Origin of the sequence: Pseudomonas sp. Irchel 3E20 (genome assembly GCF_900187645.1) — a bacterium.
Taxonomy (GTDB): Bacteria; Pseudomonadota; Gammaproteobacteria; order Pseudomonadales; family Pseudomonadaceae; genus Aquipseudomonas.
Genome location: NZ_FYEE01000001.1, coordinates 145,235 through 158,013 on the forward strand (window position 1 = coordinate 145,235; position 12,779 = coordinate 158,013).

The 12,779-nt window shown below is 62.5% G+C and carries 11 protein-coding genes; 2 read left to right on the forward strand and 9 right to left on the reverse strand.

From position 1 onward, the window contains the following. Window positions 1–99: 99 nt before the first annotated feature. Window positions 100–1,551, forward strand: a complete 1,452-nt coding sequence (locus CKW13_RS00590; protein ID WP_095105948.1) for a DUF2599 domain-containing protein — start codon at window positions 100–102, stop codon at window positions 1,549–1,551. A 46-nt stretch (window positions 1,552–1,597) separates the two neighbouring features. Here CKW13_RS00590 and CKW13_RS00595 read toward each other — a convergent pair whose 3' ends face one another. From CKW13_RS00595 to CKW13_RS00610, 4 genes are read right to left on the reverse strand one after another with little or no spacing between them, the layout of a single operon-like run. Continuing rightward, on the reverse strand, window positions 1,598–2,755 hold the full coding sequence (locus tag CKW13_RS00595) for a betaine/proline/choline family ABC transporter ATP-binding protein (RefSeq protein ID WP_095105949.1): 1,158 nt from the start codon (window positions 2,753–2,755) through the stop codon (window positions 1,598–1,600). Continuing rightward, window positions 2,752–3,405 carry an ABC transporter permease gene (locus CKW13_RS00600; protein WP_095105950.1) on the reverse strand — a complete coding sequence of 218 codons (654 nt, stop codon included), beginning with the start codon at window positions 3,403–3,405 and terminating at the stop codon, window positions 2,752–2,754. Before CKW13_RS00600 ends, CKW13_RS00595 begins: the two co-directional genes overlap by 4 nt. Window positions 3,406–3,417: 12 nt before the next feature. Then, complete coding sequence (locus CKW13_RS00605) at window positions 3,418–4,311, reverse strand: glycine betaine ABC transporter substrate-binding protein (RefSeq protein ID WP_095105951.1); 894 nt, start codon at window positions 4,309–4,311, stop codon at window positions 3,418–3,420. 20 nt (window positions 4,312–4,331) lie between these two features. After that, window positions 4,332–5,048: an ABC transporter permease gene (locus tag CKW13_RS00610; protein WP_095105953.1), complete on the reverse strand. Its 717-nt coding sequence runs from the start codon at window positions 5,046–5,048 to the stop codon at window positions 4,332–4,334. 338 nt (window positions 5,049–5,386) lie between these two features. Here CKW13_RS00610 and CKW13_RS00615 point away from each other — a divergent pair, with 338 nt between their 5' ends. Beyond that, complete coding sequence (locus CKW13_RS00615; RefSeq protein WP_095105955.1) at window positions 5,387–6,970, forward strand: peptide chain release factor 3; 1,584 nt, start codon at window positions 5,387–5,389, stop codon at window positions 6,968–6,970. A 186-nt stretch (window positions 6,971–7,156) separates the two neighbouring features. Here CKW13_RS00615 and CKW13_RS00620 read toward each other — a convergent pair whose 3' ends face one another. The 5 genes from CKW13_RS00620 to CKW13_RS00640 all read right to left on the reverse strand — a co-directional run bounded on the left by CKW13_RS00620 (window position 7,157) and on the right by CKW13_RS00640 (window position 12,705). After that, on the reverse strand, window positions 7,157–8,128 hold the full coding sequence (locus CKW13_RS00620; protein ID WP_095105957.1) for a peptide ABC transporter ATP-binding protein: 972 nt from the start codon (window positions 8,126–8,128) through the stop codon (window positions 7,157–7,159). Continuing rightward, window positions 8,128–9,096 (reverse strand): ABC transporter ATP-binding protein, encoded by a 969-nt coding sequence (locus tag CKW13_RS00625; protein WP_095105959.1) that lies wholly within the window; start codon window positions 9,094–9,096, stop codon window positions 8,128–8,130. The genes CKW13_RS00620 and CKW13_RS00625 overlap by 1 nt, the downstream gene beginning before the upstream one ends. Window positions 9,097–9,106: 10 nt before the next feature. Further along, window positions 9,107–10,018: an ABC transporter permease subunit gene (locus CKW13_RS00630; protein ID WP_095105960.1), complete on the reverse strand. Its 912-nt coding sequence runs from the start codon at window positions 10,016–10,018 to the stop codon at window positions 9,107–9,109. Between the two features lie 10 nt (window positions 10,019–10,028). Continuing rightward, on the reverse strand, window positions 10,029–11,039 hold the full coding sequence (locus CKW13_RS00635) for an ABC transporter permease subunit (RefSeq protein ID WP_095105962.1): 1,011 nt from the start codon (window positions 11,037–11,039) through the stop codon (window positions 10,029–10,031). Window positions 11,040–11,109: 70 nt separating this feature from the next. Next, window positions 11,110–12,705, reverse strand: a complete 1,596-nt coding sequence (locus CKW13_RS00640; RefSeq protein ID WP_095105963.1) for an ABC transporter substrate-binding protein — start codon at window positions 12,703–12,705, stop codon at window positions 11,110–11,112. Window positions 12,706–12,779 lie beyond the last annotated feature (74 nt).

The window sequence follows — 12,779 nt, forward strand, 5'->3', positions numbered from 1 at the left end:
GGTTCTCGTGAGTTACGGGCTGTGGGTTTTTATGCCTGATAGTTTTGGCTGAGGCTTATGTGGCTGAACTCACTACTTGACGGCGTTGAGGGACTTGTTATGAACGGTAAAAGAATAAGCACTCCTGCACTACTGATGTGTGGCGCGTTGGTAAGTTCAACCTGGGTATATGCCAGCCCCGGTACGGATACGGCGAGCCAGATGAAATACCTGTATAACTTCACGGCCCGTGATTGCGGCAGTGGCAGGTTGGCGTCTGAGTGTTCCGGCATCATTTTGCGCGGTATTGCCAGCAAACAAAGCTACCTGCCTTGGGACCCAAGCCCCTATTCCCATAGCCTGGAGGCCGGGGGATGGGGCGCGCCGAACCTGTCCAATGGCGGCACCTCGGTTTCCTACCTGCGCACCGATACCAGCTATGACGGCCTGGGCCTGGATAAATACAACGGCTTTGCGCTGACGCCTAACGACTTCATTAATGAAAAGACGCAGTTCAAAGTCACCGTGCTGTGTGCATTCCCTATTGATTCCTGGACGGGTAATCGCAGTAATAACGGCTGTGGTGACTATTTGGAAAATGGCAATAGCCTCGGGGTGACCGAAGATTATTGCCAAAAGTTGGGAGTGAGTAATGCCAAGGCTTGGCTGGACCACTTTCACCGGCAGCCGACGTACCCGGGGCTGACCTCTCATAAGTTTGAATGCGGTTTCGATACCACGGCGGATTATTTTGGTACTTACAATAAAGCCGATGCGTTTAATACCTTTGTCGAGGCACGCAAGTTGTTGGCCAATGACCCGGCCGATAAAGTCGACGCCCAAGTTACCCAAACTGAGTTGCGCCTCAAGACTTGGCCCGACAATAAATATTGGAACCGGGATTGGGGCGCTAACCGGCCGTTTTTCGATGCACCGCTGGCCCCGGCCCTGGAAGTGAACAAGACCTATAAACAGCTACCGATCATGGCGTTCATCTATGTCAGCCAAGTGGGCGTGGTGTATTCCGACGACCGGGTGTTCAAGGCCCGGGAACTGGCCCAAGACGACCAGCGCAGATGGCTGGAGCAAGGCAACACCTGGAAGCCGGTTATCCACGTGGAGTTGCCCAGGACCGCCGCTGAAGAGGCCACCTTTACCTATCGCGATGGCGACCAGGGTCCCACGGCGGCGCAACCTGTGGACCCGCGTTCATGCGACAAGTACATCGAGCGGGTGGAATGGACCGACAACTACCAAGAGCCGGTGTTGGGCACCATCAGTTCGCTGGTGGTGACGCCCACCGATTGCGCGCGCAAGGCTGGGGTCGGCAAGACCGATGCGGTGTATGCGGAGCTGGCGAACCTGGCGGCCAATGACCCCAATCGGGAGTGGAACTTCGACCGCATGGGCGGCAGCATGCGCCGCCAATTGGCTTGCCACCTGGACTCACCGGACATTGCGCTAAACAAGCCGACCTGGAGCCTGGAGCCCCGCCGGCCCTATGTGGCCCATGACGTCATCATGAAGTTGGAGGGGGACGCTAAGTGCAACCCGAACGGGAAGAACACTTAGCGGTGCAGTACCGTCGCCGCCCGCTCGGGGGCGGCGACGGCTTGGCTCAGGCCAGCGCGGTGTCGGCCGGTGAAACGATGCTGGTCTTGCCGCCTCGGGATTTACCCGAGCTCAGGTACTCGGCAATCGATTCCTGGGTCACTTCGCCGAGGAACACGCGTTCGGCGTCCATCACCGGCAACCATGAACGGTTGAACTCGTACATGCGCGACAACAGGATGCGCAGGTGTTCGTCGAACGCGGCGGTGGCGTTGAATTCGCGCAGGTATTGGGCGCAGGTGCCGGCCTGGCGGTGCAGGTCGCGCCGGCGCACGTAGCCCAGGGCCTTGTTGTCGGCGCAGGTCACCACCACGTAGCGGCGGTCGTGTTCGTCCATCAGTTCCAGGGCATCGGCCACGCTGGTGTCGGGGCTCACGGACGGCGCGTTGTCGGCGGCGTCTTCGGCCTTGACCAGCAGCAGGCGCTTGAGGGTGCTGTCCTGGCCGACGAAGTTGCTGACGAATTCGTCCGCCGGGTGGGCGAGCAGGGTGTCCGGGTGGTCGATCTGGATCAGCTTGCCGCCACGGAAAATGGCGATCTTGTCGCCCAGCTTGATGGCTTCGTCGATGTCGTGGCTGACCATGATGACGGTCTTGCCCAGGGCGCGCTGCATCTCGAAGAACTCGTTCTGGATCATCTCGCGGTTGATCGGGTCGACCGCGCCGAAAGGTTCGTCCATCAACAGCAGCGGGGCGTCGGCCGCCAGGGCGCGGATCACGCCGATGCGCTGTTGCTGCCCGCCCGACAACTCGCGTGGGTAGCGGTGCAGGTACTGCTTGGGGTCGAGCTTAATCATGCTCATCAACTCGCGGGCGCGGTCGCGGCATTTTTGTGGGTCCCAGCCCAAGAGCTTGGGCACGACCACGATGTTTTCCTCGATGGTCATGTTGGGGAACAGGCCGATCTGCTGGATCACATAACCGATGCTGCGGCGCAGGGTCACGGCGTCAAGGCCGGTGGTGTCTTCGCCATTAATCAGGATCTTGCCCGAGGTGGGCGTAATCAGGCGGTTAATCATTTTTAGCGTGGTGCTTTTGCCGCAACCCGAGGGGCCGAGGAACACGCAGATTTCACCTTCGTTGACGGTCAGGCTGACGTCGTTGACAGCGGTCACGGTCTTGCCGTTGCTTTGAAAAGTCTTGGTCAGGTTCTGGAGTTCGATCATTTGAGCAATCCTTTTGGAGTCAGCGAGCGTTGCAGCCATTGCAAAAGCAGGTCGGCGAAGATGGCCAGGAGGCTGACCAACAAGGCGCCGACGATCAGCATCGACATGTCGCTGCGGCTGATGGAAGCGAGAATCAGGACACCGAGGCCACCGGCGCCGATGGTGGCGGCGATGGTCATCACGCCGATGTTCATCACCACGGCGGTACGTACCCCGGCGAGGATCACCGGCACGGCGATGGGCAACTCGACCATGCGCAGGCGCTGGCTGAAGGTCATGCCGATGCCGCGGGCGGCTTCGCGGATGCCCGGTTCCACGCCTGTAAGGGCCAGGTAGGTGTTACGCATGATTGGCAGCAGCGAGTACAAAAACACCGCAGTGATCGCCGGCATCGGGCCCAGGCCCTGGCCGAACTTGGAGTAGAACGGCAGCAGCAGGCCGAACAGGGCGATGGACGGCACGGTGAGCAGCACCGTAGCGCTGGCCTGTAGCGGCCCGGCCAGTGACGGATAGCGGGTCATGATGACGCCCAGAGGCACGCCGACCAGGATTGCCAGGGTCACGGCGACCCCGACCAGGGTGATGTGCTGCCAGGTCAGGTGCAGGACCTGCGGCCAGTCCAGGTGGGAAAAGGCGTTGAGAAATTCCATGGCTTTTCCTCCTTAGTTGATCGGGTGCTGGCGCAGGAAATCTGCGGCAACGGCCGATGGGCTTTCGTGGTCGACGTCCACGCGAGCGTTGAGCTGGCGCATGGTTTCGTCATCGAACAACGCGGCCAGGGGCTTGAGTTGTTCGGCCAGTTGCGGCTGGGCATCGAGGTATTGCTGGCGCACCACGGGGGCGGCGGTGTAGTCGGGGAAGTAATGCAGGTCGTCTTCCAGCAGCTTCAACTTGAAGGCGTTGAGGCGCCCGTCGGTGGTGTAGACCAGCCCACCGAATACCTGGCCGTTGCGCAGCGCGGTGTAGACCAGCCCCGCGTCCATTTGCCGGGTGTTCTTGCGGGTCAGGTTCATCTGGTACAGCTCGACCATGCCGGCCATGCCGTCGGAGCGGTGGGTGAACTCGGTGTCCAGGGCGATGAGGCGGTTTTCCCGGGTGTTCTCGGCCAGGGCGCGGGTCAGGTCGCTGATGGTGTTGATGTGCGGGTATTGCTCAGCGACCTCTTGCGGCAGCGCCAGGGCGTAGGTGTTGCTGAACTTGGACGGCGCGAGCCAGACCAAACCCTGTTTGGCATCCAGGGCCTTGACCCGGGCGTAGGCCTGTTCGCGGCCGAGTTTTTCGGTGACGTGGTTGTAGGCCACCAGGGAGACGCCGGTGTATTCCCAGATCAGGTCCAGTTGCCCGCTTTCTTGGGCACTGCGCGCCAGGCTGCTGCCCAGCCCGCCGGTGACGCGGGTGTCGTAGCCCAGGGTGCGCAGGTATTGGGAGGTGATTTCGGCCAGCAGGGTCTGTTCGGTGAACACCCGCGCGCCGATGCGGATCACCGGTTTTTCGGCGGCTTGGGCAACGCCGGCCAACAGCAGGACGCAGCCCAGTATCAAACTTAGCTTTTTCATAGGTTTTCCTTTGCCGAGGCTTAAGACGGTCGCAGACCGCGTTCCAGCCAGAGGCGGCTGGCCAGGGTCACCAGGCCATCGAGCAGCAAGGCCAACAGGGCGGTGCACGCCGCGCCCAGGAGCAATTGCGGCTGATTGTTCAGGGCAATGCCGGGGAAAATCAGGCTGCCCAGGCTGTTGGCACCGATCAGGAATGCCAGGGGCGCGGTGCCGACGTTGATCGCCAGGGCCACCCGCACGCCACCGATGATGATCGGCACGGCGTTGGGCAATTCCACCCGCCACAGCACCTGGCGCGGGGTCATGCCGATACCGACGGCGGCTTCCTTGAGGGAGCCCTGGACGTTTTTCAGGCCTTCGTAGGTGTTGCGCACAATGGGCAGCAAGGAGGCGAGGAACAGCGCGAAGATCGCGGGGCCGCTGCCGATGCCCAGGATACCCAGGGCGATGGCCAGTACGGCGAGGGGCGGGACGGTGTTGCCGATGTTGAAGATCTGCATGAAGCGTTCTGCGCGCCCGACCATGGTCGGCCGGCTGAGCAGGATGCCGGCGGGAATGCCCACGAGCAGGGCGGCGAGCATGGAGACGAGGACAAGCACCAAATGAGCTTGCAGGTAGAACAACAAATCGTCGCGGTAATGGTCGATCGTATCGACGCCGATCCAGTGGATCAGCAGGGCCAGGAGGGCGATGACCGCCGCACCTCCTATTAGCCCTTTGCCATAGCGAATAGCCACAGGCGGACTCCTTTATTTCAGTCGGCGAGCGCAGCCCCGTGTGGCATGCCATTCCTGGCTGCCGGGTAATACGTTCGCGAAGAGCAGTTCGCCAATGCCGGCAAAACGGCATGAGGTCGAACCATGAGCGCAGCCTCGTCAGGCTAACTTGCTGATTTTTCAGCCCCTGATCGAAACGAGTAGCAGGGGAGTGGACGTCTCTACCTTTTAAAAGGTTCCACACTTGGCAGCATTTAGCCACCTCTGTGACATCGCCGCTGGGCCCGACGGTGGTCGGCCGAGTGCGCTTTAGGCTATACTCGCCGCCCTTTTTTGAATCACCTGCCAGGCGATTTCCCATGACCAAACAGGCCGCCGAAGTCGCGAAACGCCGCACTTTCGCCATTATTTCCCACCCGGATGCGGGTAAAACCACCATCACCGAGAAGCTCTTGCTGATGGGCAAGGCGATTGCCGTTGCTGGTACGGTCAAATCCCGTAAATCCGACCGCCATGCCACCTCCGACTGGATGGAAATGGAAAAACAACGGGGTATCTCCATTACCACGTCGGTCATGCAGTTCCCGTATCGCGACCACATGGTCAACCTGCTCGACACCCCGGGCCACGAAGACTTCTCCGAAGACACCTACCGCACCCTGACGGCGGTGGACTCGGCGCTGATGGTGCTCGACGGCGGTAAGGGCGTAGAGCCACGGACCATTGCGCTGATGGACGTGTGCCGCCTGCGCGACACGCCCATCGTCAGCTTCATCAACAAACTCGACCGTGATATCCGCGACCCCATCGAATTGCTCGATGAGATCGAAGCGGTACTCAAGATCAAGGCCGCGCCCATCACCTGGCCGATTGGCTGTTACCGCGACTTCAAGGGCGTGTACCACCTGGCGGACGACTACATCATCGTCTACACCGCCGGCCACGGGCATGAGCGCACCGAAGTGAAAATCATCGAGAAGCTCGATTCCGATGAAGCCCGCGCCCACTTGGGTGACGAGTACGAGCGCTTCACCGAGCAACTGGAACTGGTGCAGGGCGCCTGCCACACGTTCAACCAGCAGGAGTTCATGGACGGCCAGTTGACCCCGGTGTTCTTCGGCACGGCCCTGGGCAACTTCGGGGTCGACCATGTGCTCGATGCCGTGGTCGATTGGGCGCCCAAGCCGCTGGCGCGGGTGGCCAACGAGCGCACCGTGGAGCCGGTGGAAGAAAAGTTCAGCGGTTTCGTGTTCAAGATCCAGGCGAACATGGACCCCAAGCACCGCGACCGCATCGCGTTCATGCGCATCTGCTCGGGCAAGTACGAAAAAGGCATGAAGATGCGCCATGTGCGCACCGGCAAGGATGTGCGCATCGGCGACGCCTTGACCTTTTTCTCCTCCGAGCGCGAGCAACTGGAAGAGGCCTTTGCCGGCGACATCATCGGCTTGCACAACCACGGCACCATCCAGATCGGCGACACCTTCACCGAAGGCGAATCCCTGAGCTTCACCGGCATCCCGCACTTCGCCCCGGAGCTGTTCCGCCGCGTGCGCCTCAAGGACCCGCTCAAGTCCAAGCAATTGCGCCAGGGCTTGCAGCAACTGGCCGAAGAGGGCGCGACCCAGGTGTTCTTCCCTACGCGCAGCAACGACATCATCCTCGGCGCCGTCGGTGTGCTGCAGTTCGATGTGGTCGCCAGCCGCTTGAAAGAGGAATACAAGGTCGAATGTGCCTACGAGCCGATTACCGTGTGGTCGGCGCGCTGGATCGATTGCAGCGATAAGAAGAAGCTCGAAGAGTTCAGCGTCAAGGCTGTGGAAAACCTCGCCATCGACGGCGGCGGCCACCTCACCTACCTGGCCCCGACCCGGGTCAACCTGGCGCTGATGGAAGAGCGCTGGCCGGACGTGAAATTCCGCGCTACCCGCGAGCACCACTAAGCAGCTTTTGTGAGAGACGCTTTTTGTGGGCGCTTGGTCCGGGCGGCGATCCGACGCTGGTGAGCCAGTGGCTGGATCGGCTGGCTTCATCGCGAGCAGGCTCGCTCCCACAGGGCCAGCGCATGCCATAAGCAAAAACCCCCGCCTCAGGTTCTGAGGCGGGGGTTTTTGTTTGTGGGCGGTGTACTAGGCCACGAACTGCTCGGCGTAATGGCAGGCGACCTGGCGGTTATCCAGGGTGCGTAGGGCCGGTTCGTCCTGGCTGCACAGCGGCGTCGCATACGGGCAGCGCTTGTGGAAGGCGCAGCCGGGCGGTGGGTTGAGGGGGTTGGGCAACTCGCCGACGATTTTGATCTTGGGTTTGTTCGGGTCCGGGTGAATGGTGGGCGTGGCCGATAGCAGCGCTTGGGTGTAGGGGTGCAGCGGCCGTGCGTAGATGGCCTCTTTGGGGCCGACTTCCACCGGCCGGCCGAGGTACATCACCATCACGTCATCGGCCACGTGCTGCACCACCGCCAGGTTGTGGGAGATGAACACGTAGGCGGTGTTGAATTGCTGTTGCAAGTCCATGAACAGGTTCAGCACCTGGGCCTGGATCGACACGTCCAGCGCCGAGGTCGGCTCGTCCGCCACCAGCACTTTGGGTTGCAGCATCATCGCCCGCGCCAAGGCGATGCGTTGGCGCTGGCCGCCGGAAAACATGTGCGGGTAGCGCTGGTAATGCTCGGGGCGCAGGCCTACTTGCTTCATCATCGCCTGGACTTTTTCACGGCGTTCGGCGGCCGAGAGCCGGGTGTTGATGAGCAGCGGTTCGGCCAGTTGATCGCCGATTTTCTGCCGGGGGTTGAGGGAGGCGTAAGGGCTCTGGAACACCATCTGCACGTCTTTGCGCAGTTGCTTGCGCTGGGCCTTGTCGGCGCCGGTGACTTCCTGGCCGGCGATTTTCAGTGAGCCGGAGGATGGCTCCTCGATCAAGGTCAGGGCCCGGGCCAGGGTGGATTTGCCGCAGCCCGACTCGCCGACCACGGCCAAGGTTTTGCCGGCCTCCAGTTCAAAGGACACGCCATTGAGGGCGCGTACCAGGGCGGTGCCCTTGAACAGGCCCCGGGAGACTTCGTAGTGACGGGTCAGGTCGCGGGCGGTAAGAACGACGGCCATTACGCCACCTCCTGGTTCAAGGGGTAGAAGCAGCGGGCGAGGCTGTTGGTTTTCGGGTCAAGGCCGGGGCGTTGCTGGCGGCAGGTGTCTTGCACGTAGGGGCAGCGCGGTGACAAGAGGCAACCTTGCGGGCGGTCGTAGCGCCCGGGGACGATCCCCGGCAGCGTGGCCAGGCGCGAGGCGCCCATGCTGTGTTCCGGGATCGCCGCCAACAGGGCTTCGCTGTAGGGGTGCGCGGGCACGTCGAACAGCCCTGGCACCTGGCCCACCTCCACCGCTTGCCCGGCGTACATCACGCACACACGCTGGGCGGTCTCGGCAACGACGGCCAGGTCGTGGGTAATCAACACCAGGCCCATGTTCTGTTCTTTTTGCAGGGCCAGCAGCAGCTCCATGATTTGCGCCTGGATGGTCACGTCCAGGGCGGTGGTGGGTTCGTCGGCGATCAGCAGCTTGGGTTCGCCGGCAATCGCCATGGCGATGGCCACCCGCTGGCTCATGCCGCCGGAGAGTTGGTGCGGGTAGGCGTCCATGCGGCTGGCGGCGCCGGGGATCTCGACTTTTTCCAGCAGCTCGATGGCCCGTTGGCGTGCCTGCCGGCCGGACATCTTCAGGTGCAGGCGCAGCACTTCTTCGATCTGGAAACCCACGGTGTAGCTGGGGTTGAGGGCGGTCATGGGGTCCTGGAAGACCATGGCCAGGTCTTTGCCGACGATTTGCCGGCGCTGGCGCTTGCTCAACTTGAGCATGTCCTTGCCGTCGAAGGTCAGGGCGTCGGCGGTGACGATGCCGGGGGCGTCGATCAGGCCCATCAGCGCCATCATGGTCACGGATTTACCCGAACCCGATTCGCCGACGATGGCCAGCACTTCGCCTTTATCGACTTGAAGGTCCAGGCCATCGACCACGGGTACGGCCTGTTTGTCGCCGAAGCGCACATTGAGGTTCTTGATTGCGAGCAGTGACATGGGCATCTCCTCAGGCGGCGTTCTTGAGTTTCGGGTCCAGCGCATCGCGCAGGCCGTCGCCCATCAGGTTGATTGCCAGCACGCTGAGCAAAATGGTCAGGCCCGGCAGGCTTACCACCCACCAGGCGCGTTCGATGTAGTCGCGGGCCGAGGCCAGCATGGTGCCCCACTCCGGGGTGGGCGGTTGTACGCCAAGGCCCAGGAAGCCCAGGGCCGCAGCGTCGAGGATGGCCGAGGAAAAGCTCAGGGTGGCCTGCACGATCAGCGGCGCCATGCAGTTGGGCAGCACGGTGATGAACATCAGGCGCGGCAGGCCGGCCCCGGCGAGGCGGGCGGCGGTGACGTAGTCGCGGTTCAGCTCGCCCATCACCGCCGCGCGGGTCAGGCGCACATAGGAAGGTAGCGAGACGATGGCGATGGCGATCACGGTGTTAATCAGGCCAGGGCCGAGGATGGCGACGATCGCCACGGCCAGCAGCAGGGACGGGAGGGCCAGCATGATGTCCATCAGGCGCATGATGCTGGGGCCGAGCAGGCGCGGGAAGAACCCGGCGAACAGCCCGAGCAGGATGCCCGGGATCATCGACATCACCACCGACGACAAACCGATCAGCAGCGACAGGCGCGAACCCTGGATCAAGCGCGACAGCAGGTCGCGGCCCAGCTCATCGGTGCCCAGCAGGAACTGCATCTGCCCGCCCTCTAACCATGCCGGCGGGGTGAGCAGGAATTCGCGGTACTGCTCGCTGGGGTCATGGGGCGCGACCCAGGGTGCGAACAGTGCGCAGAACACCACGAGGAGCATGAACAGCAGGCCGGCGACGGCGCCTTTGTTTTTGGCGAAGGCTTGCCAGAATTCTTTGTACACGGAGGGGTACAGCAGGCTTTGGTCCACAGCGACCGGGGGAGTTTGTAGGGTCATGGATAGGCTCTCAGCGCTGGTGACGGATGCGTGGGTTGGCAAAGCCGTAGAGGATGTCCACTACGAAGTTGACGAGGATCACCAGGCAGGCGATCAGCAGGATGCCGTTTTGCACCACGGGGTAGTCCCGGGCACCGATGGCTTCGATCAGCCATTTACCGATGCCCGGCCAGGAGAAAATGGTTTCGGTCAGCACCGCGCCGGCCAGCAGGGTGCCCACTTGCAGGCCGAACACCGTGAGCACCGGGATCAGCGCGTTGCGCAGGCCATGGACGAACACCACGCGCGCCGGCGACAGGCCCTTGGCGCGGGCGGTGCGGATGTAGTCTTCGCGCAGCACTTCAAGCATCGAGGAGCGGGTCATGCGCGCGATCACCGCCAGCGGGATGGTGCCCAGCACGATGGCGGGCAGGATCAGGTGGTGCAGCGCATCGAAAAAGGCGTCGGTGTCGTCGGCCAGCAGGGTGTCGATGAGCATGAAGCCGGTGCGCGGCTCGATGTCGTACAGCAGGTCGATGCGCCCGGACACCGGAGTCCAGCCCAGGCTCACGGAGAAGAACATGATGAGGATCAGGCCCCACCAGAAAATCGGCATGGAATAGCCGGTCAACGAAATGCCCATCACCCCGTGATCGAACAGCGAGCCGCGCTTGAGCGCCGCCACCACGCCGGCCAGCAGGCCGAGGATGCCGGCGAACAGCAGGGCGGCCATGGACAGTTCCAGGGTGGCGGGGAACAGCGCGCTGAACTCGGTCCACACGCTTTCGCGGGTGCGCAGCGACTCACCGAGGTCGCCCTGGGCGAGCTTGCCGATGTAGTCCAGGTACTGCGCATACAAGGGCTTGTTCAGACCCAGGCGCTCCATGGCCTGGGCGTGCATTTCGGGGTCGACCCGGCGTTCGCCCATCATCACCTCGACGGGGTCGCCCGGGATCATGCGGATCAGGGCGAAGGTCAGCAACGTGATGCCGAAGAAGGTAGGAATCAACAGTCCCAATCGGCGGGCAATAAAACTAAACATCGTGTGGTGTTCCTCATCGGCCGGTTCGGCTACCCGGCATCGTTCAGGTCACGATGCCGGGGGCTTTTTTCTACTTCACCTGGGTGGTGGCGAAGTTGTTCGTGGTCAAGGGACTGATGTGGTAGCCCTCGACGTTCTTGCGCATGGCCGTGAACATTGTGGTGTGCGCCATGCTGATCCATGGCTGGTCCTGGTGATAGATCACCTGGGCCTGTTCATAGAGCGCTGCTCGGGCGCCGGGGTCGGTTTCTTCCCGAGCCTGGTCCAGCAACGCCTGGAACTTGTCGTTACACCAGCGGGCGTAGTTTTCGCCGTTCTTGGCTGCTTCGCAACTGAGCATAGGCGTCAGGAAATTATCCGGGTCGCCGTTATCGCCCGCCCAACCAGCAGACACCATATCGTGTTCGCCGTTCTTGGCCCGCTTGAGCATCTCGCCCCACTCCATGACGCGGATGTCGAGCTTGATCCCAACCTTGGCCAGGTCGGCCTGCATCATCTGCGCGCCGAGCATTGGGTTGGGGTTGGTGGGGCCGCCGCCGTTGCGGGTGAACAGGGTTAGCACGGTGCCGTCGGGCACCCCGGCCTCCTTGAGCAGGGCGCGGGCTTTGGCCGGGTCGTGGGGCGGGTTTTGCATGGCGTGGTTGTAGCCCAGCAGCGTCGGCGGGTAGGGGTTGACGCCCACCAGTGCATTGCCCGGGCCGAACAGCGCGTTGACATAGGCCTGTTTGTCGAAGGCCATATCGATGGCCTTGCGCACGCGCACGTCATTCAAGTAGGGGCGGGTGGTGTTCATGCCGATGTAGGCGGTGGTCATCGCCGCCAGTTCGGCGATCTTTAGGTTCGGGTCGGTCTTGATCGCCGGCACGTTGTCAGGCTTGGGGTACAGCGCCACCTGGCATTCGTTGGCTTTGAGCTTTTGCTGGCGCACGTTGCTGTCTACCGTTACGGCGAGGATCAGCGGATCGGCCGGCGGCTTGCCGCGAAAGTACTCGGGGTTGGCCTTGAAGCGTACCTGGGCGTCCTTGTCGTAGCGCTGGAAGATGAAGGGGCCGGTGCCGATGGGCTTGCTGTTGAGGTCGCCGGCCTTGTTGGCCTCGAGCAACTGGTCGGCGTACTCGGCCGAGTAGATCGAGGAAAACGCCATGGCGATGTTGGCCAAAAACGGTGCTTCGCGGCGGGTCAGGTTGAACACCACGGTGTGCTCGTCGATTTTCTCGACGCTCTTGAGCAGGTCCTTGAAGCCCATGCTCTCGAAATATGGGAACCCGGTGGTGGATTTGGCGTGCCACGGGTGTTTGGGGTCAAGCTGGCGCTGGAAGCTCCAGAGCACGTCGTCGGCGTTCAACTCGCGGCTGGGCTTGAAGTAGCCGGTGGTGTGGAACTTCACGCCTTTGCGCAGGTGGAAGGTGTAGCTCAGGCCGTCCGGGCTGATGTCCCAGGATTCGGCCAGGGCCGGGCGGACCTCCACGGTGCCGGGCTTGAAGTCCACCAGGCGATTGAACAGGGTCTCGGCCACTGCATCGGCGGTGACGGCGGTGGTGTACTGCACCATGTCGAAGCCTTCCGGGGCGGCCTCGGTGCATACCACCAGCGGCTTGGCCCAGGCGCTGGTCGTGATGCTCAGCAGGGCGGCCGCAATGGCTGCTCTTATAGGGATGGGGTTCATCGGTGATCCTCTCGATCAATGGAACCAGGGTAGCCTGCTGGGCGGATTCAGCCTGAAACCGCCCGGCAATCGGT